21 protein-coding genes are annotated in these 23614 nt (G+C 34.7%); 14 read left to right on the forward strand and 7 right to left on the reverse strand.

From position 1 onward, the window contains the following. The coding region (rpsL, locus tag AB8B52_RS14430) for a 30S ribosomal protein S12 (RefSeq protein WP_406029351.1) at positions 1 to 302 on the reverse strand (302 nt) is incomplete at its 3' end. Between the two features lie 257 nt (positions 303 to 559). Between rpsL and AB8B52_RS14435 the strand changes: the two genes are divergently transcribed. Both AB8B52_RS14435 and rlmB read left to right on the forward strand, forming a co-directional pair. Beyond that, positions 560 to 2248, forward strand: coding sequence for a POTRA domain-containing protein (locus tag AB8B52_RS14435; protein ID WP_406029353.1), 1689 nt, complete (start codon positions 560 to 562; stop codon positions 2246 to 2248). A gap of 116 nt (positions 2249 to 2364) precedes the next feature. After that, complete coding sequence (rlmB, locus tag AB8B52_RS14440; RefSeq protein WP_406029355.1) at positions 2365 to 3099, forward strand: 23S rRNA (guanosine(2251)-2'-O)-methyltransferase RlmB; 735 nt, start codon at positions 2365 to 2367, stop codon at positions 3097 to 3099. A 46-nt stretch (positions 3100 to 3145) separates the two neighbouring features. Here the strand turns inward: rlmB and AB8B52_RS14445 are convergent, their stop codons facing one another. After that, the gene (locus AB8B52_RS14445) at positions 3146 to 3916 is read right to left on the reverse strand and encodes a rhomboid family intramembrane serine protease (RefSeq protein ID WP_406029357.1); all 771 of its coding nucleotides are present in this window, start codon (positions 3914 to 3916) and stop codon (positions 3146 to 3148) included. A gap of 150 nt (positions 3917 to 4066) precedes the next feature. On the opposite strand from AB8B52_RS14445, the gene AB8B52_RS14450 reads away from it, so the two are divergent. After that, a complete protein-coding gene (locus tag AB8B52_RS14450; RefSeq protein ID WP_406029359.1) occupies positions 4067 to 5344 on the forward strand; it encodes a replication-associated recombination protein A in 1278 nt (425 codons plus the stop codon). Positions 5345 to 5358: 14 nt separating this feature from the next. Here AB8B52_RS14450 and AB8B52_RS14455 read toward each other — a convergent pair whose 3' ends face one another. The 4 genes from AB8B52_RS14455 to radC all read right to left on the reverse strand — a co-directional run bounded on the left by AB8B52_RS14455 (position 5359) and on the right by radC (position 8965). Then, complete coding sequence (locus AB8B52_RS14455; RefSeq protein WP_406029361.1) at positions 5359 to 6141, reverse strand: hypothetical protein; 783 nt, start codon at positions 6139 to 6141, stop codon at positions 5359 to 5361. Positions 6142 to 6151: 10 nt separating this feature from the next. Further along, on the reverse strand, positions 6152 to 6838 hold the full coding sequence (locus AB8B52_RS14460; RefSeq protein WP_406029363.1) for a YjjG family noncanonical pyrimidine nucleotidase: 687 nt from the start codon (positions 6836 to 6838) through the stop codon (positions 6152 to 6154). Beyond that, positions 6835 to 8130, reverse strand: coding sequence for a polysaccharide deacetylase family protein (locus tag AB8B52_RS14465; RefSeq protein WP_406029365.1), 1296 nt, complete (start codon positions 8128 to 8130; stop codon positions 6835 to 6837). The genes AB8B52_RS14460 and AB8B52_RS14465 overlap by 4 nt, the downstream gene beginning before the upstream one ends. Positions 8131 to 8266: 136 nt before the next feature. Beyond that, positions 8267 to 8965: a DNA repair protein RadC gene (radC, locus tag AB8B52_RS14470; protein WP_406029367.1), complete on the reverse strand. Its 699-nt coding sequence runs from the start codon at positions 8963 to 8965 to the stop codon at positions 8267 to 8269. Positions 8966 to 9113: 148 nt separating this feature from the next. On the opposite strand from radC, the gene AB8B52_RS14475 reads away from it, so the two are divergent. The 6 genes from AB8B52_RS14475 to AB8B52_RS14500 all read left to right on the forward strand — a co-directional run bounded on the left by AB8B52_RS14475 (position 9114) and on the right by AB8B52_RS14500 (position 14633). Further along, on the forward strand, positions 9114 to 9704 hold the full coding sequence (locus AB8B52_RS14475; RefSeq protein ID WP_406029369.1) for an FMN-binding negative transcriptional regulator: 591 nt from the start codon (positions 9114 to 9116) through the stop codon (positions 9702 to 9704). A gap of 16 nt (positions 9705 to 9720) precedes the next feature. Further along, positions 9721 to 10128, forward strand: coding sequence for a hypothetical protein (locus tag AB8B52_RS14480; protein WP_406029371.1), 408 nt, complete (start codon positions 9721 to 9723; stop codon positions 10126 to 10128). Between the two features lie 74 nt (positions 10129 to 10202). Next, positions 10203 to 11090, forward strand: coding sequence for a dienelactone hydrolase family protein (locus tag AB8B52_RS14485; protein WP_406029373.1), 888 nt, complete (start codon positions 10203 to 10205; stop codon positions 11088 to 11090). 108 nt (positions 11091 to 11198) lie between these two features. After that, a complete protein-coding gene (locus tag AB8B52_RS14490) occupies positions 11199 to 11357 on the forward strand; it encodes a hypothetical protein (RefSeq protein ID WP_406029375.1) in 159 nt (52 codons plus the stop codon). An 85-nt stretch (positions 11358 to 11442) separates the two neighbouring features. Next, on the forward strand, positions 11443 to 12387 hold the full coding sequence (locus tag AB8B52_RS14495) for a tRNA dihydrouridine synthase (RefSeq protein WP_406029377.1): 945 nt from the start codon (positions 11443 to 11445) through the stop codon (positions 12385 to 12387). 65 nt (positions 12388 to 12452) lie between these two features. Continuing rightward, positions 12453 to 14633, forward strand: a complete 2181-nt coding sequence (locus AB8B52_RS14500; protein WP_406029380.1) for a B12-binding domain-containing radical SAM protein — start codon at positions 12453 to 12455, stop codon at positions 14631 to 14633. On the opposite strand, the gene AB8B52_RS14505 is transcribed toward AB8B52_RS14500, so the two are convergent. Beyond that, positions 14555 to 14857, reverse strand: a complete 303-nt coding sequence (locus AB8B52_RS14505) for a hypothetical protein (protein WP_406029382.1) — start codon at positions 14855 to 14857, stop codon at positions 14555 to 14557. The two genes, AB8B52_RS14500 and AB8B52_RS14505, sit on opposite strands and share 79 nt — an antisense overlap. A gap of 199 nt (positions 14858 to 15056) precedes the next feature. Between AB8B52_RS14505 and AB8B52_RS14510 the strand changes: the two genes are divergently transcribed. The 5 genes from AB8B52_RS14510 (at position 15057) to AB8B52_RS14530 (ending at position 23486) form a co-directional block, all read left to right on the forward strand. Then, positions 15057 to 16811 carry a T9SS type A sorting domain-containing protein gene (locus AB8B52_RS14510; RefSeq protein WP_406029384.1) on the forward strand — a complete coding sequence of 585 codons (1755 nt, stop codon included), beginning with the start codon at positions 15057 to 15059 and terminating at the stop codon, positions 16809 to 16811. 147 nt (positions 16812 to 16958) lie between these two features. After that, positions 16959 to 18815, forward strand: coding sequence for a PLP-dependent transferase (locus AB8B52_RS14515; RefSeq protein WP_406029386.1), 1857 nt, complete (start codon positions 16959 to 16961; stop codon positions 18813 to 18815). Positions 18816 to 18940: 125 nt separating this feature from the next. After that, positions 18941 to 19240, forward strand: coding sequence for an immunity 53 family protein (locus AB8B52_RS14520; protein WP_406029388.1), 300 nt, complete (start codon positions 18941 to 18943; stop codon positions 19238 to 19240). A gap of 73 nt (positions 19241 to 19313) precedes the next feature. After that, positions 19314 to 20804, forward strand: a complete 1491-nt coding sequence (locus AB8B52_RS14525; protein ID WP_406029390.1) for an alpha-L-fucosidase — start codon at positions 19314 to 19316, stop codon at positions 20802 to 20804. A 3-nt stretch (positions 20805 to 20807) separates the two neighbouring features. Beyond that, positions 20808 to 23486, forward strand: coding sequence for a glycoside hydrolase family 3 C-terminal domain-containing protein (locus AB8B52_RS14530; RefSeq protein ID WP_406029392.1), 2679 nt, complete (start codon positions 20808 to 20810; stop codon positions 23484 to 23486). Positions 23487 to 23614 lie beyond the last annotated feature (128 nt).

Raw genomic sequence — 23614 nt, forward strand, 5'->3', positions numbered from 1 at the left:
GCACCACGAACGATGTGATATCTAACTCCTGGCAAATCTTTTACCCTTCCACCTCTAACCAATACTATCGAGTGCTCTTGTAAATTGTGTCCTTCACCACCGATGTATGCATTAACCTCGTTTCCGTTTGTTAAACGAACCCTTGCTACCTTACGCATTGCTGAGTTAGGTTTCTTAGGTGTCGTTGTGTAAACACGAGTGCACACACCACGTCTTTGTGGACACGAATCTAAAGCAGCCGATTTACTCTTCTTGGTTATTTTGGCTCTTCCTTTTCGTACTAATTGTGAAATTGTTGGCATATATTTCTATATAATTTTATTAAACCCTCTTCTTTTGAGGGGTGCAAATGTAATAATTAATATCTATTTTTCAAACACTTGAGAATTAATTTTTCAAAGAATTATAAACTTTCATTTTCTACGTATATATTATCACTTATTTTTACGTTAATTAATTTGTATTTAAATCTTACCATGCTTTTCTGCTGCACTAGCGAAAGTTGTTTTTAGTGTATTTTAAAATCTAGTGGTTAGGAACGTTATCTTAGTAGATATTAATGTCGTTTTACGGTCGAATTGTTATAATAAGTGTATTTCTGATTTTTTCAAATCTAGGCTTTGCGCAATCCTTAAGTTTAAAAGTCATTGGCGAAAACGAAAGCGCAACTCAAATTATAGATTCTGTAGGTTATGAAAAACGCTATGACAACTACAAAGCGTTACAAACAGAAATTACCAGTTTAAAAACCAAGCTTACTAAACGTGGTTATATAGATACCACTATTGATAGTGTCAGTAAAAAAAATGACACCCTTTTTGAAGCTCAATTTTCAATAGGACAAAGAATTGATCGTATTAGAATTAATTACGCTACCGATTTTAATATCGGATTTTTAAATAGTATTCACCGTTCTACGAATCGTAATTTCTTTGAACTCAAAATAACGGAAGTTGAACCTTATTTAAAAAATCTAAACGCTCGAGTTGCAGAAGAAGGAGACCCATTTTCAACTCTGCAACTTGTTAATATTTCTAAGTTGACGTCTAAATTAATTTCGGCAGATTTAAAAATTGTAACCCATCAAAAAAGACGCATTGACCACATTATTGTAAAAGGTTATGAGAAATTTCCAAAATCTTATATTAGACATTTTTTAAAGTTGCGCACCGGAAAGTCCTTCAACTTAAAAGCCATAAAAGAAAAAGTAGAATTATTGAATGAACTTCGGTTTGCTAGTAAAATTAAAGATCCTGAAGTCCTTTTTACGCAAGACTCTACTACATTATACCTTTATATAGAGAAGACCAGAACTAATAACTTTGATGGTTTCTTAGGTTTTGGCACCAACGAAACTACCAATAGAATTGAATTTGATGGTTATTTAGACCTCAGATTAATTAACAACCTTAATTACGGAGAAACGCTCAACCTATTTTATAAGAGTGATGAAATAGACCAACAAACTTTTAGAGTTGATATTGACGTTCCTTTTATGTTTGGCTCTCCTGTTGGGCTCGATGTTGGCCTTAATATTTTCAGAAAAGATTCAACTTTTTTAAATGCACAGCAACACGCTACCATAAATTATCAAATTAACGCACAGCATAAAGTTGGTGTTGGAGTGAATACTACAACATCCACCAACTTATTAGAAAATGACACTAATATATTAAATGATTACACTGCTAACTATTACACATTGCAGTACAATTATATGAAGCCTCAATTTTACGATCCTTTGTTTCCTGTTAATTTTTGGTTCGATTTTTCGTCTGGAATTGGAAGTAGAACAAATAATCTTGGCTCACAAAATCAAACTATATTTAGCTTAGAGACTTATAAAATATTCAACCTCAACAATAAAAATAGTATTTATACAAGATTGACGGGAGCCACCTTAAGATCTAATGATTATTTAGATAACGAGCTATTTCGCTTTGGTGGTATTAACTCTATCCGTGGGTTTGAAGAAAATAGCCTCGTGGCTAATCTTTATGGCGTGATTAATACGGAATACCGTTACCGATTAAGCAGTGGCATTTATGTGCATTCCGTTTTTGATGCTGCATACTTTGAAAACAACCTCACTAGCAGTAAAGAAAAACTCTTTGGCTTTGGTTTTGGATTGGGTCTATTGACCAATGCAGGTCTGTTTCAATTAAACTATTCTGGTGGAAAAACAGAAGATCGACCATTTAAATTTTCAGATTCTAAAGTTCATGTGAGTTTAACGGCTACTTTTTAATTCTGTTTCAATACCTTTGACCTTCAAAACTATTTAATACAATCTTAGCTGATTTGAATCACTATTTTATTTGAATCGCTCAGAATATTATTCTGATTTAGATTATCAAACGACACATGGAAAAAGAAACCACAATTTTCGGCATTAGAGCCATCATAGAAGCTATAAAATCTAACGAAACTATCGATAAGGTTTTTATGCAAAAAGGGCTTCATGGAGATTTATTTAAAGAATTAGAGCATTTAATCCGTTCTGAAGGTATTAATTCCTCTTATGTTCCTGTTGAAAAGCTAAACCGTTTAACACATGGTAATCACCAAGGTGCAGTGGCTCAAATTTCTCCTATTGCGTTTCATGATATTGACGCGTTGGTTATGCAAGTTATTGAGTCTGGCCAAACTCCCTTATTTCTTTTATTAGATCAATTGAGTGATGTTAGAAACTTTGGTGCTATTGTACGCACTGCGGAATGCACTGGTGTTCATGGTATTATAATTCAGAAAAAAGGTGGTGCTCCAATCAATGGTGATACTATTAAAACAAGTGCAGGTGCTATTTTTAAAATGCCGATTTGTAAAGTAGACCATATTAAGGATGCGGTTTTTCATATGCAATCTTCTGGCATACGTGTTATTGCGGCTACCGAAAAAGCGGACAACTATGTCTATGATGTTTCTTTTAAAGAACCATGTGCTATTATTATGGGTTCTGAAGGTAGAGGGATTAATCCTTCGGTACTAAAAGTGGTTGACGATAAAGCGAAACTTCCGATTTTAGGTGAGATAGAATCCTTAAATGTATCTGTGGCTTGTGGTGCGTTTTTATATGAAGCGGTTAGGCAACGTAGTTAGTAAAAAGCCCCTTTGTCCTTGAGACATTTCCCCAAAAGGGAAAAACTTAATCGTGTAACTTTTTAAACGTATAGCTTATTTTGATTTGATTTTGATGACTTGATGATGTTTGATTGTTTTCAGATTCAATCTCAGCTTCGAGATCTTCTTCGGGTTCTAACTCTATAAAATTTCCGTCTTCATCAAAATGTTTCATAAAGGGATCGTCCTCTTCATTATAATCTGGTTGTTCCCATCTGTAACGCTCAGGTTTTGCAACTTGTTTTCTAAAAAATAGAGCGAAGGTTAAGCCTGTAATTAAGCCAGATAAATGTCCTTCCCAAGACATGCCACTTTTAATAGGAAACACATACCAAATCATACTTCCGTAAAGAAATATCACTAATAATGATAAGGCAATCAATCTGTAATGCTTTGCAAAAATTCCTTTGAAGAACATAAAACTAACCATTACATAGACCAACCCACTTGCACCAATGTGGTTTCCTGAACTGGCAATACACCAGGTTAAAAAACCAGACATTACAATACCGAGACCTATCACCTTCCATGCAATTTTATTGTAGAAATAAAACAATGCTAGCGTTAATACAAAAAGCGGAATGGAATTATTATAAATATGATTGATATCACCATGTAAAAACGGACTTGTTACAATACCCAAAAGTCCTTCTATTTTTTGCGGTCTAATACCAAATGCTTTAATGCCACTATCGATTCTTACCTGATACCAAAACACCAACCAAACTATAAACAAGATTATCAATGGATAGACAACGATGCTATTAGAATATTTAAATTGTTGGTTTTGGTTCATGTTCAAATTTATAACAACTACTTCAAAAGTATAGCCAAAAAAGTAGTGCATGAAAAATTGGCAGTGCAAAAGAATAAAATTAGTTCGCATTTAAAATGAATTTCAGCACTTTAATGAATCCATCACAAAAGCATTTTGTAATTTTGAATTATGAATATACCACTAGCCGAACGTCTAAGACCAAAAACACTCAATGACTATCTGAGTCAGCAGCATTTGGTAGGCAAAAACGGCATGTTATATCAGCAGATAAAAAGTGGAGTCATTCCGTCGTTGATACTTTGGGGACCGCCTGGTATTGGAAAAACGACACTTGCTAATGTGATTGCTAACGAATCTGACCGACCGTTTTTTAAGTTGAGTGCTATCAATTCTGGTGTAAAGGATATTAGAGAAGTCATCGACAAAGCCAAAAAAAGTGGTGGCATGTTTACCACGAAAAATCCGATTTTATTTATTGACGAAATTCATCGCTTTAGTAAATCGCAGCAAGATTCACTTTTAGAAGCTGTTGAGAAAGGTTGGGTTACCTTAGTTGGTGCTACTACAGAGAATCCAAGTTTTGAGGTAATTTCGGCATTATTGTCTCGTTGCCAAGTTTATACCTTAAATGCATTTACCAAAACAGACTTAGAGGCTTTATTGCAACGTGCTATGACGGAAGATGTTGCACTTTCAAAATTAAATATTGAACTCAAAGAAACCGAAGCTTTACTTCAATTTTCTGGTGGTGACGCTCGTAAATTATTGAATATTTTTGAATTGTTAGTCGCTTCATTTGAAGGTAACGAAATTGTAATCACTAACGATTTAGTGACCAAACAAGTGCAAAGCAAAGCAGCGCGTTATGATAAAACTGGTGAGCAGCATTATGATATTATTTCGGCATTTATAAAATCGATACGTGGTAGCGACCCAAATGCTGCAGTTTATTATTTAGCGCGAATGATTGAAGGAGGTGAAGATGTAAAGTTTATAGCCAGACGCCTTTTAATTTTAGCCAGCGAGGATATTGGTAATGCCAACCCAACGGCTTTAGTTATTGCTAATAATACCTTTCAGGCAGTTTCTATTATTGGGAATCCAGAATCGCGAATTATATTAAGTCAATGCGCCACCTATTTAGCAAGTTCTGCCAAAAGCAACGCGGCTTATGAAGCCATTAATAAGGCGCAGCAGTTGGTTAAAGACACTGGAGATTTATCGGTTCCGCTTGCTATAAGAAATGCACCAACAAAATTGATGAAAGAATTGGGTTATGGCGACCAGTATAAATATTCGCATAATTACGAAAATAATTTTGCTGCTCAAGAATTTTTACCCGAAGCCATTGCAAATACCAAATTATACAATCCGGGAAATAATGCGCGTGAGCAAGCTCAACGTACTTTTCTAAAAGGCCTTTGGAAGGAGAAGTATGGGTATTAGTTGTTTGTTAAAAACTAGAACTTAATATTTACTTCTTTTTCTAAAGTTGACACACCATCATTTTCTGAGTAAAACCATTTTCCTTGGTTTTTATAAACTATAGCATTTTTATCTTTTACAATAAACACCTCTTTTGCTGATGTGCTTAGTAAAATCATCACCACTTTTGGTTCTGAATTCACCAATTGAAAGCCACTAGGAATGGTTTGTGCATAGAAAATTTCTGATATTTCTGACTTAATTTCGCTTGCTGATTGGTTTGTTTCAGTTTCTAATGAAGGAACAGCCACTTTTTCTTCAACTTTCACCATTTCTTTTACAGGTTGTTTTTCTTCCTTAGGAGTTTGCGCAAGACTTTCCTGAGCAGTATAGATATAATTAAGATTTTGAAACGTCTCAAAAGCATCTCTTAAGGCTTGATTATACGCTTTATCATATTGCTTTAAACGCGATTCACCAATTTTTGAAGTCATTAGAACATTCTCGAAACAATCTTTAAGTGCAATTCCAAGTTTTGTCTTAAACATGCCGCTCTCATCATTTGAAACCTCGGCCATTAATCCCAAACAGCGATCTTTTTTTAAATCCTCTGGAAGTTCATCTAAAAAATACGCTTCATAACCGTGCTTATTAAATAAAAATTTAAGTAATGAGTTCAGTTGATATTGATCTTCACCTTTAGAAAATTCAAATGATTTTGGGATTATAACATACTTGTAGTAATTTATATTTTTTTGAGCATTACCTAATAAACTCAGCACAATAAATGAAACTGCAAAAATGATTTTCTTAAACATAATTATAAATTTAAATGAAGTTTGTTAGTGTTTTTAAGTGAACGATACGCTTAAAATTATGATGACGCTGCACATCTTTATAATCGAAATGAATGGTATCCATACCTATGTGATGTGCTCCTTCAATATCTGCTTCTAAACTATCGCCAATCATAAGACTTTCCTCCACTTTTGCATTTGCCAAATCTAAGGCAAAATTAAAAATTTTAGGGTTTGGTTTTTTAACGCCTACCATTTCTGAATTGGTAACGGTTTTAAAATAAGGTTTAATTTTGGAATTACTCAATTTTTTGTCTTGCGCTTCCTGAAAACCATTGGTAATAATATGCAATTGATATTTAGTTTTTAAATACTCTAAAATTTCAAAAGTCCCTTCAAACAAATGATTAAATGTTGACAAATTATTGATATAGTCTTCTGACAATTGATGAATCATATCATCAGTTATCGCTAATCCGACTGTATCAAAAGCTTCTTTTAATCGTCCGTATCTCAATTCTGACTTTGTGACTTTTTCATTCCTGTAAAGTTTCCAGTATTTTAAATTTATAGGCTCATAAATCGGCAAAAAATCGGTGAGTGACACCTCAATTTTATTCGTGTTAAAAATCTTTTCAAACGTTAAACCTGAATTTTTATCAAAATCCCAAAGGGTGTGATCTAAATCGAAAAATACATGTTTTATCTGTTGACTCATTTTACGGATTCTAATATTATATTAAAGATGGATTTATAACCTTTCCAGCGGCCTAAATCATTAAATGAATAATTATGAAAAACTGCGGTAAAGGTGCCATTGACGGACTTTACTTCGTTAATTATTTTTTGTAAGTATTCGGTTTTATCTAACTCTGAATTGTATTTCAACAAGGCAAAATCTAAACATTGGTAAGGGTTAATTTTTAATGGAGTTTGTACTTCGTAATCTAAATCATAAAACTGAAATGGCGTACATGTACCAGCTCTAAAACCTAAGGTATCAATGTAACCCATTGTAAAATCTTGGTTGATTTCTAATTCTACCAAATTACGATAAGATACTGGTAAATTAAGTTTGGAAAATGAATGCCGAACCGCTTTTACATCGGTATGCGTCATGGCTTCCATTTTCAATTTTTCTTTTTTTAGAATGTTAATATCATCTAAGGAAAAATACGACGCTTTTATACCTACGTCACAATAATCGGCTACAGATTTAATAAGCGATACAAACTGTTTTTTATTGGTGTTAATATTTTTATCGTAGGTAGAATAATCACCGATAAGAAAGAGTACCATAAACTTAAAGTTGTGCTTTTTCTGTTTTCTAATAATCCAGTTGAAGGTATCATAAGGGTCGCGCTGAAAACCCATTAAAACCATGTAGCGTGTGTATAATTGTTTTAATTTGAAACGTCTAAGGTCATTTAGGGTTCCTCCAATAGTTCTCAACAAGCCTTTATGCTTAAAGTAATATGCTGCTGGAACATCAATAACGGGTTTTACCTTATAATGACGTTGCGGAAATTGATAATCTGGAAATCGCCCAGCTAACATCCTCTGAACCTTGTAAGCCCAAATATCGACCACAGGTTGATTTAGAAAATTATGCTTAAACGCTAAACTTTCGGACGCTAAGAAACGTCCATAATCATCACTTACATGTGGTAAATATTCTTCATATCGACTTAACAAATAAAAGGAAGCTGCAAAGATATCGAAAGGTAAATCACTACGCTCGCCTGTTGGAAAAAAGCCTTTGGTGTTTTCCCATTCTTGGACGCTTACACGGACGTCTGACAGCCCAATTTCAAACAATAAGTCATTACTTCTAATAAAAAGCTCATTACTTAAAGGCTGCTTAGCATAAGACATTTTAAGACTATCGTGTGCTATAAAATCTTCAACCTTAGATGTAAAACTCACCTCTAAACCTAGTATGCGTTTGCATATATGTTTAAACGTATAGGTAACGCGAGGTGTTATTTTATGAGTATAAACTAGTAGCATGGTTATTTAAATTCCTATCCAAAAAACTTTCGGGTTAAAAATAACGAATTCCAACGTCAAAAATTCATGCAACATTAGTAATCCTGCTTTAATGCTTCTTTTGAGTTTTTGCTTTTAATATTTAAATAGGATGGACTTACATTAGATTTTCATCAGCGAAACTGAAATACGCATTTTCAGTAATAATAAGGTGATCTAACACTGAAATATCTAAACTTTCTGCGGCACGTTTTAATTTTGAAGTAATATCTTTGTCCGCCTGGCTGGCTTTTAAAGTACCTGATGGATGATTATGACATAGAATTAAAGCTACCGCTCCCACCTCTAATGCATTTTTAAGTACCAAACGTACATCCACCAAAGTGCCTGTAATACCTCCTTTACTCAGTTGGTTTTTCTGAATGATTTTATTTGAATTATTGAGATACAGAATCCAAAATTCTTCGTGTGGTAAATCACCAATAACAGGTTGCATTACATCAAAAACCGAACGGCTTGAGCTTACTTTATCTAAGCTAAGTTGATCTTCTAAGCGACGACGACGTCCTAATTCTAGTGCTGCAGTGATACTGATAGCCTTGGCTTCACCAATACCTTTAAACTCCATTAACTGAGAAATAGATAATTTACCTAAGGCGTTTAAATTATTATCTACACTTGCAAAAATTCGTTTGCATAAGGCTACAGCACTTTCTTCTCTATTACCAGATCCTATTAAAATTGCTATTAATTCGGCATCGCTTAAAGACGCTTTTCCTTTGTCTCTTAATTTTTCTCGTGGCTGATCGTCTTGCGACCAATTTTTAATTGAAAACGATGTTGGTTTCTCTAACATGCATTAAAGATAAAAAATTGTAAATTTAAGCGTTAAAATAAGAGGATTATTTTCTGTTTTGACATTTCATTATTGTGGCTTCGACTTCACTCAGCCACCAAAACCATAAAGCGTATCGTATTACTAAACACATACAGACTGAATATCAATGAATTACCCACCAAAAAAACACCAAGACACTAACATAGACCACATGATTGAGGTGATTAAAACGTACTCCTTAGCTACAGTAATCTCCATAAAAAATAACGCACCATTAATTACACACTTACCACTAATTTATGAAGATGGAAAATTAATTGGTCATATTGATATTTATAATCCACAAGCTCAATTATTAAAAGATTATAATGACGTTACGCTTATTTTTAGTGGACCAGAATGTTATATTTCGCCAAGCATCTACGCTACCACACAATTACCAACTTGGAATTATATAAAAGTGCATCTTAAAGGCAAAGTAAAAGCGATTGAAAGTAAAGCTGCGTTAAAACAGTCTTTAATTACTATGACTGAATTTTTAGAAGCACCAGATCATAAATATGTTTTAGAACCAGATAATCCGAGACTAGATAAAAACCTTGGTTATATTGAAATGTTTGAGATTGAGATTACCAATTGGGAAGGTAAATTCAAATTATCTCAAGATAAAAAACCGAGTGATATTAACGCTGCACGAGAAGAATTAGTAAGAGCGAATCAAGAAAGTATTAAACAATTTTTAGACAAAGTATTTTAAAATAAATTATAGACGCATGAAACATTTATTTACATTTTTTATTATTCCGTTACTACTAATGAGTGCTATCAGTCAGCAAGAAAATTTTATTGGCAAATGGGCTGGTGAGGATCAAGGACAACTTGGTTACATTATGTTTGACGATGATGGTTATGCTGCTTTTGAAATTCAAGGACAGGTTATGGGAGGCAAAGAATTTACTATGAATGGTGAAAAAGGAAAAATGAACTATACTATAAATTTTGAAACTACACCAATGGAAATCGATTTTACAATGACTAAAATAGAATCTGGTGAATCAAAAAAAATCTTAGGTATTGCAGAATTTAAAGATATGAATACTATAAAATTTGACATAAGCTTTGGTGATATAAGGCCTTCTGACTTTGGTGATAATTCTATTACTCTCAAACGTGTTGAATAATTATTAAGACATACTGCTTACTTCCCGAAAATCAATAACTTAATGCACTAATTTTAGTATTAAAACTCATAATTATGAAAGACCTAAAAAAAGAAGATATCAAACAAGAAGTATTTGATCTCTACGATGACTATGCGCACAACAAACTCAATAGAAGACAGTTTGCAGAAAAGCTTTCATTATATGCTATTGGTGGATTAACAGTTTCGTCATTACTAAGTTTCATGTCACCTAACTACATAGATAGTTTATTGGTACAACCAAACGACCCAACCTTAGATTCAGATTATGTTACTTACGAATCTCCAAAAGGTGGAGGTTCTATAAAAGGCCTATTATCGCAACCTAAGAATAATAAAACCAAATTACCAGGTGTTATTGTAGTTCATGAAAATAGAGGACTTAATCCATATATTGAAGATGTGGGTAGACGCACAGCCACTGAAGGTTTTATTTCCTTAGCACCAGATGCATTATCTCCACTTGGTGGTTATCCTGGAAATGATGATGATGGAAGAACCATGCAAAAAACCCGTAATCAACAAGAAATGCTAGAGGATTTTATCGCAGCTTATAATCATTTAAAAGCACATAAAAATTGCGATGGTAATATTGGTGTGGTTGGATTCTGTTTTGGTGGTTGGATTTCTAATATGATGGCCGTTCGCATACCAGAATTAGGCGCAGCAGTGCCTTATTATGGAAGACAACCCGAAGCCGAAGATGCCAAGAAAATTAAAGCTCCACTTCTACTCCAATATGGCGAATTAGACAAACGTGTTAATGCTGGATGGCCAGCTTTTGAGGAAATTCTGAAAACCAACAAAATAGAACACCAAGCCTATATTTATCCTGAAGTGAATCATGGATTTCATAATAACACCACTCCGAGATACGATAAAGCAGCTGCCAACTTATCTTGGGAACGTACTATTGCCTTTTTTAAGAAACATTTGAAATAAATTTTTAAATATATCCCCTAAAAAAAACTATTTTACTGTAACATTTTATGTAAATATGTTACTTACTCATAGAAGCCTTTGTTTTTTAAATAAATTAAACCTGAGATCATGAATAAAATCAAAACGAGATACAACGCACTTTCTAATAACGATAAAAAAAAGGTTTTATTAATAGCAGCTATTTTAAGTCCAATGGCTATTATAATAACCTTGAAATTAGGTGAAGCTTTTGGAGCTGCATTATACCATTTTGGTGTTTCGATTTAATTTATCTTCTATTTCTCTTTTTATTTGATAGTCCCAAAAAAATAAACCACCTTCGTTTTTCTATACTTATAAAACGAATTTCTAAATGCCATTAACGCTATTATCTTCCCCGCTACAAGGGTTTACAGACTTCCGATTTCGGCTTGCCTTTAACCACTATTTTGGCGGTATCGATACGTTTTATGCACCTTACATTCGGTTTAATAATAAGCTGATTATTAAAAATTCGTACCAAACCGATTTACAGGTTGAAAACAATACTGAGCTCGAAGTCATTCCGCAAATTATGACGAATAGCGCAGACGAGTTTTTGTTTGTCGTGGATTATATTCAAGAATTAGGGTATAAAGAGCTCAACTGGAATCTTGGTTGCCCTTACCCAATGGTCACCAAACGAGGTATGGGTTCTGGTCTTATTTGCGATCCAGATAAAATCGATCATATTCTAGAGCGTGTGCATAAAGAGACAGACATTGTCGTTTCTATGAAAATGCGAATGGGTTACGAACATGCTGGTGAAATTTTAGACACCTTTCCAATGCTAGATAGTTATCCGCTAAAAAGTATTGCCATTCATGCACGTATTGGCAAGCAACTTTATAAAGGTGGTGTTGACTTAGATGCGTTTCAAAAATGTATAGAAAGTACCAGGCACAAATTGTATTACAATGGAGACATTACCTCTGTTGCTAAGTTGAAAGAAATGCAAGCACGCTTTCCGAGTATCGATCATTTTATGATGGGACGCGGACTCATTGCAGATCCGTTTTTACCAAGCATGATTAAAAACGACACTACCAAATATCCAGAAAACAGATGGGACATTTTTAGAGAATTTCATGATACGATATATCATCAATATGATGCTGCACTTTCTGGCCCAACTCCTATTAAAATGAAAATGCAAGGCTTTTGGGAGTTCTTTTCACAGTCGTTCTCCAATCCTCAAAAGACGTTTAAGAAAATTAAAAAAGCTAATAATCCGAGAGCTTATCAGCAGGCAGTTGCTGAGATATTGCGTAATGGGTAGATTTCCATTTATATTTGCAATCATCTGTTTCAATTTCGATTTCAGATTCAATTTCAATTTCTAAAGTGAAAGACCTCTTACTCATAACACCTCCATTCACGCAACTAAACACTCCGTATCCTGGCACAGCCTATCTTAAAGGCTTTCTGAATACAAAAGGAATTGGGTCGTTTCAAATGGATTTGGGTATTGAAGTCATTTTAGAGCTATTCAAAAAAGAAACCTTCGAAGAGATTTTTAAATTAGCTTTTGAAGACGATCGAATTCAATCCGAAAACTGCCAACGCATCTATGCGCTTAAAGACCATTATCTACAATCTTTAGATGATGTCATTCTATTTTTACAAGGCAAAAACCAAACCTTTGCGCGTCAAATTTGTACGACTAATTTTTTACCACAAGCGTCTCGTTTTGCACAATTAGACGATATGGATTATGCGTTTGGTGCTATGGGAATGCAAGACAAAGCCAAACATTTAGCAACACTTTATATTGAAGATTTATCAGATTTTATTGTGGAATGTATTGATCCCGATTTTGGGTTCAGCCGTTATGCAGAACGTTTAGGACAAAGTGCCAATGCCTTTGATGAACTCTATGCACAATTACAAGATCACGAAACGTATATCGATCAAATCACATTAGAACTATTAGACGTTCAGCTTAAAAACATACAACCAAAACTGGTGTGTTTCTCAGTACCATTTCCAGGGAATTTATATAGCGCCTTTCGCTGTGCGCAATATATAAAAGCCAATTATCCCGACATTAAAATAGCCATGGGAGGCGGATTTCCAAATACCGAATTACGTTCCGTAACTGACGTTAGAGTTTTTGAATTCTTCGATTTTATCACCTTAGATGATGGTGAACTGCCTATTGAGTTATTGCACAACGCAGTTCTCAATAATACAACCGAATTCAAACGCACCTTCATTCTCGAAAACGGAGTCGTTACCTATAAAAATAACACCACAAAACCCGATTACAAACAGCAAGACGTTGGCACACCAGATTATTCAGATTTGGTATTAGACCGTTATATCTCTGTCATAGAAATTGCCAACCCAATGCATAGTTTATGGAGCGATGGCAGATGGAACAAACTCACCATGGCACACGGCTGTTATTGGGGAAAATGCACCTTTTGCGATATATCCTTAGACTATATAAAAATTTACGAACCCGTTGCTGCCAATCTATTGGTAGATCGTATGGAAACGCTCATTGCGCAAACTGGAGAAACCGGATTTCATTTTGTAGATGAAGCCGCTCCACCTTCGCTGATGAAAGCTTTAGCGCTCGAAATCATTAAACGAAAACTAAGCGTCACCTGGTGGACCAACATACGCTTCGAAAAAAATTTCACACAAGACCTTTGCATCTTACTTAAAGCTTCTGGCTGCATAGCAGTTTCTGGCGGATTGGAAGTCGCCTCAGATCGTTTGTTAGCTTTAATTGATAAAGGCGTTACCGTAGAACAAGTCGCGCAAGTGACACGCAATTTTACCGAAGCTAACATTATGGTGCATTCGTACTTAATGTATGGCTACCCAACGCAAACCGTACAAGAAACGATTGATAGTTTAGAAATGGTACGTCAGTTGTTTGAGGTTGGTGTGTTACAATCTGGCTTTTGGCATCAATTTGCCTTAACAGCACATAGTCCTGTGGGTTTACATCCCGAAGAATATGGCATTACTCCAAACTATAAAAACATCAGTTTTGCTAATAATGATGTCGATTTTACAGACCAAACTGGTATAGACCATACGCAGTTTAGTTTTGGATTAAAAAAATCACTATTTAATTTTATGCACGGTATTGGGTTTGATTTGCCTTTGCAAGACTGGTTTGAATTTGAAGTGCCAGACACCAACATAGACCCAGATTACATTTACAACTGTTTAGCCCAAGAACCGACCTTTAGCATTAAACCAACAGCAAAACTAGTTTGGTTAGGCACTCTACCTCTAGTGTCTGAATTTTCTAAAACGAAAAAAGGAACGACTAAAGACTTCTTAGAATTCACGTTTCACGATACAGCAGACAGCTACCAGATTACAACTGAAAAAGACAAAGGCCTTTGGCTTTTAGACACCTTAGAACAACTTTCACCACAAAACAAACCTCAAACCTTTGGCCAATTAAAAACAAATTTTGAAACTCAATTCGACCATTTTGAATTGTTTTGGTATTCTAAGCCTGTTAATGTTTTGCGAGAATCTGGGCTTTTGGTATTGTAGTTTAAAATCCTAAAAAAAACATCATCAACAGTCTTCTTCAACCGATTTATCAATTCATAAATTTCTTCATCATTATGGGCTGCAAAACCGATTCTTATATAAGTGTGTTCTAAGTTGGCATTATCATATTGTTTCCAATCTCCAATGTCTAAGTTATAGGTTTTTGCAACTTCAGAAAAACGGTCCCAAGACTGCTTTGGGTTCAAGGTTGACCAAACTGTCATACCTCCTTTTGGGATTTAAAATTCAAAAAAAAAAACAATGGCACTTTTGAAAAACGATGCTAAAATTTGTGCTGTATTCAATATGTAATACACTAAAAAAAGTCCTTTTTTAATCCTGTATAGTTTATGTATAGGTCTGTTTTATTATTTGTTTATGTTCTACAAGTATCTTCGATAATAATTACATTTATCTACAACTATGAAAAAATTTTACACTCTACTTTTTTTATTTGCAACATTTACAAGCTTTTCTCAAAGCTTACCTATAGATTTTGAAGGCGACGTAACCACATCTGATTTTGTTGATTTTGATGGCGGAATTGCCATGGTTATCGCTAATCCTTCAGTCTCAGGTATAAATACAAGTACAACTGTAGCACAAATTATAAGAAATGGTGGAGCTATTTTTGGTGGAAGTAAAATTTTACTAACTGATAATCTCAATTTTTCTGTACTCACAAAACTTACTATGAAAGTTTATACAACAGCACCAATTGGAACGATCGTTAAGTTTAAGTTAGAAGGCTCAGGACCAGCAGTAGATGTTGATGCAACAACTACAGTTTCTGGTGCATGGGAAACTTTAGAATGGGTTTTTGTTGGGACAGCTAATAACCTTAACGAACTCGTTTTTATGTTCGATTTTGGAAACGTTGGAGATGGTACCGCTACCTCAACCTTTTACTTTGACGATATAGAGCAAATTGCAGGTCCGATTGCACCAACACCACTTTCTCTACCTATTGATTTTGAAATGGGAGAAGTTGATACTGACTTTTTAAACTACGGAGGAGCAACAGCTAGTGTAATTCCAAATCCGCAAGTTGATGCTGAAAATCCTAGCACGACTGTAGGACAAATTGTTCGAGATGGTGGAGAATTTTGGGCTGGAAGTAAAATATTTCTAGACAATACAATTGACTTATCTACAGAATGGCAGCTATCAATGAAAATCTATACAACGGCTCCCGTTGGCACACGTGTTAAATTAGAATTAGAAAATGCGGCTGGCAGAACGAATCTAGACTACTTAACCACAGTATTTGGAGCCTGGGAAACAGCAACTTGGAATTTTGATGGCCAAGCTAGTGATTACGAAAGAATTCAATTTCTTTTCGATTTTGGAAATGTAGGCGATGGTACAGCAACATCTATTTTCTTATTTGATGATGTACAGCAAGAAGTTGGGCCAACTATACCAGATCCTATAGCAACGACGCTACCCATTAATTTTGAAACAGGCGTCGTCACCACTGATTTTACTAATTTTTTCGGAGCCATAACAACAGTCATCCCAAATCCTCAGATAGACGCAAACAATCCAAGTGCAACCGTTGGGCAATTTGTGAGAAGTGGTGGTGCAGGATTTATGCGAAGCAAAATAGCATTGACCGCTCCGTTAACCAATATGTCTAATTTCGGAACCATCTCTATGAAAGTTTATACAGATGCACCAGTCGGCACCATATTAAAATTTAAGTTAGAAAACATTGTGCCCAATGCCTTTGGAAAAGAAGCAGATGCTCTAACGACCGTATCAGGAGAATGGGCAACTTATACTTGGGATCTTTCAAACGCAGACAGTCCAATTTACGATGTCGTTACTTTAATGCTCGGCTATAATGGTGTAAACGATGCATCGGCTAATGCTACCTTCTTGTTTGATGATATTGAAATAATCGCTAATACTTTAAGTACTGGTACTGATGAAATCTTAAATTTGGAAGAGGTTAATGTATTTCCCAATCCAGCTAAAGACATCGTAACAATAAGCTCTAGAGTTCAGAACATTAAAACTATAAGCCTTTTTAATATTCTTGGAACTAAAATTTTAGAACTTCGACCAAACAGTGAGGAAATTACCATTAATGTTGCTCACTTTGCAAGTGGTATTTACATTGCCAGAGTGGCTACCGATGCAGGCACTGGAAGTCTTAAAATCATTATTGAATAAATAGTCTTTCAATAACCATTTAAACACTGAATTTAAAAGTGTTCAAAATAATTTTCTTGCGTTAGCCTTAACGTAAGAAAATTTTTTGTTTTACGTCTAAACGCTCTCGATTTAATATCTTTACATTCTATTTTGAAAGAGAAAACAATGCAAGACAATAACATCCTAAACTACATAAAAGACGTCCTAAAAAACAGTCCAAAAGATTGGCTAAATCTAACAACCCATCGCTTAGACATTTACAATGAAGCTTTAGCTAAATCAGAATTTTTAGATCAGTTTGAACATTTATACAATGCTCATAATTCAGAGCAATCTGCACTTAAAGAATTACCAACGGCTTACGATTATATTCGTTTAGGTCATCCTTTATCTTGCATTTTAGAATGGGCAATTGCAAACTTGAATAAACTACAACCTGAACATGTGATTAGTTTTTCGTCACAGACAGTTCCTGTTTTGGCAATTCTAAGAACAAACTTATTAGAAAACAAAAACACACAAATTCTTTACACCAAGAACTTGCCGGACTTTTTTGATGCTGATGTTGTAAAGCGCGTGTATGGTTATAACTTCGAGTTAAAGCAAGTTGAGAATGCAGAAGCAGTTTCAGACTTTGATGGGAATACCGTTTTTATTTCAGAACAAAACAATATATCTACAAGTAATCTCAACCCGAATATTGATTTTTATATTAATCTGTATGGAACTATAGGAAGTCTATTAATAGTTAATGGTGAGAAGAACGTGGATTACATTTCAGACATTCAGCATGTGAGACGTCGTGAAACGATTGCCATGACTCCGGCTAATTGTTTAATTGCCTTAAAGGCTTTAACGGAACAAAGTGCCATTGCTAGTCAAAACAGTTCAGATAGTCATCGGAACGCCACTAACAAAACCTCTGTTTTAAAGTCTATAAAAAATATTACAGGTACAAACTCGCAACCTTTAGTGGGTTCTAGTGGACTTTCGGTTCAGTATGCCATTATGATGGGCTTGGTAGATTATGCACTAGAACATCATAACGGAAAAGACATTAAATTCGTTGTGCCAACCAACTGTTATGGTGGTACTAATGACCAAGCAAGACGTGTTGCTGCCTGTTTAAACCATGTTGACGTGGTGGATTTGGCTGTTGATGGTGACAATGATATGGTGACAAGTTTAGAAACTGTTTTAACAGAAATCGCCAAAGCTGATGCCATTGCGTATATCATTGTAGAAATACCAACCAACCCACGTGTTGAAGTTCCTGATCTTCAAAAATTGAAAGCCACCTTAAGCGCAGCACGTAAAACGGCTTCTGGAACAGTGGCAATAGATACTGTTTTTATATTAGACCAAACTTTTTGTCCTAATATTCACTTTTTAGGTGATGGTGAAATTCTGTCAACAGTGCGAACCATTTCTTATGCTAGTGGTTCTAAATTTCCTAGTGGTGGAAAATGTACGGCTGGTTATGCAGTAGGAAATGCCAAAGTAGATGCACTTATGGACAAAATAGCAGTGCATCTCAATCTTTGCGATAATGAAGCGACCGAATTGCAATACGAAATATTAGCAAAACAATTGCCATCAATGAATCAACGTATTACAGATGCTTATAAAAATACGCGTGAATTTGTGAACTTTATTCAAAAGACCTTACCAGAAGCGAAAATTAATTTTGTCTCAGAAGAACTGGCAGATCAAGGTTTTACTCCGTCTGTATTTTCATTAGATCTTCCGACCAAAGGAAATACTCCTGAAGAAAAGGAAACGTATAAACGCGAATTGAATCATAGATTAATTAATTTAATGATTACTAAAATCCCTAACGAAAGCAAGTATTGTGTAAGTTACGGACAGTTAAAAGGCTGTTATTGGACGATTCCTGCAACCTCAACTCAAGGCACAACTAAAGAAGGTGATAAGGATTATATTGCCAGAGTATCCTTGTCTCCAGATTTGGATTTAGAACGTCATAAGGAGGTTTTTGCGGAATTTGTTGCCAGTATTTAGAGACCTTTTGTTTTACTTCGCGAGGTGCTTTCAATGAAAAAATATTTTTATTTCAACCGATGCTCAAGGTGACAGCAGAATAATTAATAAGTGCTGCTAATCGTTTTAAAACTATCATAACACAAATGAACATATTAGACTGGATACAAGATTGGTTTAAATCGCAATGCGATGGCGATTGGGAAAAAGATGAAGTGATTCAAATCACAACATTAGCTACTCCTGGTTGGGAAGTTGAAATTGATATCTCAAATACCTCCCTTGCTAATTTAGAAATCAAATGGATTCTAAACGAAATAAATCGTCAAGATTGGTATGGTGTTAAAGTTGAAAACGCTAAGTTTTTAGCTGCAGGTGATGCTGGCAAACTCACTTTTCTGCTAGATCTTTTTAAGCAAATGATTGATGGGATTGAGAATTCGTAGATTTGATAGTCTCATAAAAATCAACGAACTTGGCTAGCACCAATAAATAATTATTTATAAAACTTTAATTAAAATGAAAAAAGCCGCATTATCCATAGTCTTTCTTTTCACTTTTATAACTGCATTTTCACAAGCTATTTTAGAAGACGAGAGATATGTACCAGAAACAAATCCCCAAGTACGCGAAAAACTAGACCAATGGCAAGATATAAAGTTTGGTTTACTAATGCATTGGGGAGCTTATAGCCAATGGAGTATTGTAGAATCTTGGTCGATCTGCCCAGAAGATTACGGTTGGTGCGAACGTAAAAAAGGGAATAATCCTGGAAATTACACTGAATATGTAAAAGAATACGAGGAACTAAAAAAAACATTTAATCCTGTGAAATTTGATCCAGAAAAATGGTCTAAAGCTGCTAAAGCTGCGGGAATGCGTTATATGATTTTTACAACTAAGCATCATGATGGTTTCTCAATGTTCGATTCTAAATACACCGATTATAAAGTTACAGATCCAGAATGTGCATTTAGCTCAAACCCAAAAGCTAATATTACAAAAGAGCTTTTTAATGCTTTTAGAGCAGAAGACATGTGGGTTGGAGCTTATTTCTCTAAACCAGGTTGGCATCACAAAAGTTACTGGGATCCATATTGGCCAGCTTTCGATAGAAATGTAAATTACGACCCTGCTTTATATCCAGAAAAATGGGAAACTTTTGTACAATTTACTCACAATCAACTTTTAGAATTAGCTTCAGATTATGGTGATATTGATATTGTTTGGTTAGATGGTGGTTGGGTTAAAAAACGTGACCAACAAAATATAGACGAAAATTACGCAGAGAAATTTGCAGAAAATAAAGCTGCAAATGGCTTTATAAAACACAGAATGGTATCTCAAGACATTCGTATGGATGAACTTGTAGATAAACTGCGCAAAAAACAACCAGGACTAATTGTTGTAGACAGAGCTGTTCACGGTAAAAACCAAAATTACTTAACGCCTGAAAATCGTGTACCAGAAAAAGAATTGCCTTACCCTTGGGAATCTTGTATTATCTCAGGAGGTGGTTGGGCTTACACGCACGATGCTGTGTATATGTCAGGACACCAAGGTGTACAAATGTTAGTAGATATTGTTGCTAAAGGCGGAAACTTGTTATTAAACATTGCACCTACACCAGATGGAGAATGGCAAGATGGTGCCTATCGTTTATTAAAGGATTACGAAAACTGGATGAACATTAATAGCGAAGGCATTTATAATAGTAAAACTTTAGCACCTTTTAAAGAAGCTAATATTTGTATGACACAACAAGACAACGGAAATGCTTATTTCTTTTACATGGCAGAAGAAAACGAAACAACAATGCCAAATAAAATTACCATCAATTCTCACCAACCAAAAAAAGGAGCTACAGTAAGCCTTTTAGGATACGACCAACCTCTTAAATGGACTGCTATAGGTGAAGGTTTTAGTATTAGCATACCTAAAAAATTAAGTAATAATCCACCGAGTGAATTTGTTTGGACTATAAAAGTTTCCGAACTAATAAAGAAATAAGCTATGGCACTTATTAGACCGTTTATTTGTATAATTTTTTTATGCCTTGTGTTTTTTTCTTGTGACAGTGAAGAAGATGTTATCTATAAAAATCCAAAAGTTTCAATAGACAATCGTGTTGACGATTTATTATCAAGAATGACCTTAGAAGAAAAATTCTGGCAACTCTTTATGATTCCTGGTGATTTATCTGAAGGCAAAGAAAAGTATAAACACGGAATTTTTGGTTTTCAGGTGGCAACCAAAAGTTCAACTGGTAATGAATCAGAACAAATTTTAAATTATTCAGATGGTGGAACCGCAAAAGAAACGGCTATGCTCATCAATGACATGCAAAAGTATTTTATTGAAAATACACGTCTTGGCATTCCTATAATTCCATTTGATGAAGCTTTACATGGTTTAATTCGCGAAGATGCTACAGCTTTTCCGCAAGCTATTGGATTAGCGGCATCGTGGAACACCAAATTAATGGACACTGTTGCTGCGGCAATTGCAAATGAAGTAAAGTCGAGAGGCATACGTCAAAACTTATCACCAGTAATTAATATTGCACGAGATGTACGTTGGGGACGCGTCGAAGAAACGTATGGTGAAGATCCCTTTTTAACCTCTAAAATGGCAGTTGCTTACATTTCTGCTTTTGAAAAACGTGGAGTCATCACTACACCAAAACATTTTGTTGCCAATGTTGGTGATGGAGGTCGCGATTCATATCCCATTCATTTTAATGAGCGCATTTTAGAAGAAGTATATTATCCTGCTTTTAAAGCCAGCTTTAAAGAAGCAAACGCATGGTCTGTAATGACCGCATACAATTCGTTAGATGGCACACAAGCTACTGCAAACAACGAATTATTAAATCAAAAACTAAAAAAAGAATGGAATTTTAAAGGTTTTGTAATTTCAGATGCTGGTGCAACTGGAGGAGCAAATGTGCTGCATTTTACAGCCAAAGATTATGCAGAATCTACAAAACAAGCTATTGAAGGTGGATTAGATGTTATTTTTCAAACCTCATACGATCATTACCCGTTATTTTTTGAAGCATTTGAAAAAGGTATGATTAACCAAAATGCTATTGATGAAGCTGTAAAACGTGTATTGTATACTAAATTTAAACTCGGCTTGTTTGAAAATCCGTATGTAAATATTGACAATTTAGAAAAAAGCAACAGTATCACCAACAACAAAAGTTTAGCTAAAAATTCAGCTTTAGAATCTGTTGTTTTACTTAAAAATGAAGCACAAACACTTCCAATTAAAAAGACAGTAAAAACTATTGCTGTAATAGGTCCTGAGGCAAATGAAGCCCGTTTAGGAGGTTATTCTGGACCAGGAAATAATCCTGTTACAATTCTAGAAGGCATTATAAACAAAGTTGGTAATAACGTTAATACTCAGTATGCAAAAGGAGCTGATAGAATACCCGAAGATTTTGTTGCCATACCCAAAAAGCACTTTTTCCATATTGATAATGGCGAAAAAAAGTCGGGTCTTAAAGCAGATTACTACAACAATATTGAATTAAAAGGTGAGCCTGCTTTATCGAGAATTGATAACAATATCGATTTTAGATGGACACTATTTTCACCAGACCAGAATAAAATTAATTACGATTATTATTCCGTACGTTGGATAGGTAAATTAATTGTACCACAAAACGGAACCATTGATATTGGTATAAAAGGAGACGATGGTTACCGCTTATACATCAACAACGAATTAGTTATTGATAACTGGAAAAAACAAACCGTTCAGCAAATTACAAAACCGTACACTTTTGTAAAAAATAAGGCTTACGATATTAAAGTTGAATTTTATGAAACCACAGGAAATGTATCGTTTAAATTACTCTGGAATGCTGGTATAGAAAACAATTGGCAACAAAAAATTACTGAAGCGGTTGCACTCGCAAAAACATCTGAAATTGCTATTGTTTGTGTTGGTATTGAAGAAGGTGAATTTAAAGACAGAGCTTACTTAACGTTACCTGGTCATCAGGAAGCACTTATAAAAGCTGTTGCAAAAACCGGAACACCAACTGTTGTTTTACTCGTTGGCGGATCTGCCATTACGATGCAAAATTGGTTAAATGACGTTTCCGCAATCGTAGATGTTTGGTATCCTGGTAACGAAGGTGGAACTGCTATTGCAGATGTCCTTTTTGGAGATTATAATCCAGCAGGTAGATTACCGATTACATTTCCAGTTGACGTAGCACAAGTGCCTTTATATTACAATCACAAACCAACAGGACGTGGAGATGATTATATGAATTTAACTGGAAAACCATTGTTTCCTTTTGGATTTGGATTGAGTTATTCAACTTTTGAATATAGCAATTTACAACTCGATAAAAGCGTTATAAATACTTCCGAAAGCGCAACAGCTAGTTTTAAAATTACCAATACCGGAAACTACGACGGCGATGAAGTTGTACAACTATATATTAAAGACGAATTTGCCTCAATTGCAAGACCTGTAATTGAATTGAAAGGTTTTAAAAGAATTCATCTTAAAACAGGAGAAACAAAAGACATTCAATTTAAAATTACACCAGAGTTACTGACTATGCTTAATAAAAAAATGGAGCGTGTTGTTGAACCTGGCGATTTTAGAATTATGATTGGTGCATCTTCTAATGACATTAGGCTAAGAGAAATTTTAACGGTTAAGTAGCGTTTGCTCTAACACTTTATTTTAGAAATTATATCCTGAAATTAGTTCAAGAAACAAAACTACTTGATCAATCCCTTCACCTCATCAAAATCCAAACCACCATAATTACCAGAACTCATTAATAACAA

Source organism: Winogradskyella sp., assembly GCF_045105575.1.
In the GTDB taxonomy this organism is placed as follows: domain Bacteria; phylum Bacteroidota; class Bacteroidia; order Flavobacteriales; family Flavobacteriaceae; genus Winogradskyella.

Coding starts and splice junctions, on each gene's coding strand:
- AB8B52_RS14435 (WP_406029353.1), top strand. CDS start 560: ATGTCGTTTTACGGTCGAATTGTTATAATAAGTGTATTTCTGATTTTT.
- rlmB (WP_406029355.1), top strand. CDS start 2,365: ATGGAAAAAGAAACCACAATTTTCGGCATTAGAGCCATCATAGAAGCT.
- AB8B52_RS14445 (WP_406029357.1), bottom strand. CDS start 3,916: ATGAACCAAAACCAACAATTTAAATATTCTAATAGCATCGTTGTCTAT.
- AB8B52_RS14450 (WP_406029359.1), top strand. CDS start 4,067: ATGAATATACCACTAGCCGAACGTCTAAGACCAAAAACACTCAATGAC.
- AB8B52_RS14455 (WP_406029361.1), bottom strand. CDS start 6,141: ATGTTTAAGAAAATCATTTTTGCAGTTTCATTTATTGTGCTGAGTTTA.
- AB8B52_RS14460 (WP_406029363.1), bottom strand. CDS start 6,838: ATGAGTCAACAGATAAAACATGTATTTTTCGATTTAGATCACACCCTT.
- AB8B52_RS14465 (WP_406029365.1), bottom strand. CDS start 8,130: ATGCTACTAGTTTATACTCATAAAATAACACCTCGCGTTACCTATACG.
- radC (WP_406029367.1), bottom strand. CDS start 8,965: ATGTTAGAGAAACCAACATCGTTTTCAATTAAAAATTGGTCGCAAGAC.
- AB8B52_RS14475 (WP_406029369.1), top strand. CDS start 9,114: ATGAATTACCCACCAAAAAAACACCAAGACACTAACATAGACCACATG.
- AB8B52_RS14480 (WP_406029371.1), top strand. CDS start 9,721: ATGAAACATTTATTTACATTTTTTATTATTCCGTTACTACTAATGAGT.
- AB8B52_RS14485 (WP_406029373.1), top strand. CDS start 10,203: ATGAAAGACCTAAAAAAAGAAGATATCAAACAAGAAGTATTTGATCTC.
- AB8B52_RS14490 (WP_406029375.1), top strand. CDS start 11,199: ATGAATAAAATCAAAACGAGATACAACGCACTTTCTAATAACGATAAA.
- AB8B52_RS14495 (WP_406029377.1), top strand. CDS start 11,443: ATGCCATTAACGCTATTATCTTCCCCGCTACAAGGGTTTACAGACTTC.
- AB8B52_RS14505 (WP_406029382.1), bottom strand. CDS start 14,857: ATGACAGTTTGGTCAACCTTGAACCCAAAGCAGTCTTGGGACCGTTTT.
- AB8B52_RS14510 (WP_406029384.1), top strand. CDS start 15,057: ATGAAAAAATTTTACACTCTACTTTTTTTATTTGCAACATTTACAAGC.
- AB8B52_RS14515 (WP_406029386.1), top strand. CDS start 16,959: ATGCAAGACAATAACATCCTAAACTACATAAAAGACGTCCTAAAAAAC.
- AB8B52_RS14520 (WP_406029388.1), top strand. CDS start 18,941: ATGAACATATTAGACTGGATACAAGATTGGTTTAAATCGCAATGCGAT.
- AB8B52_RS14525 (WP_406029390.1), top strand. CDS start 19,314: ATGAAAAAAGCCGCATTATCCATAGTCTTTCTTTTCACTTTTATAACT.
- AB8B52_RS14530 (WP_406029392.1), top strand. CDS start 20,808: ATGGCACTTATTAGACCGTTTATTTGTATAATTTTTTTATGCCTTGTG.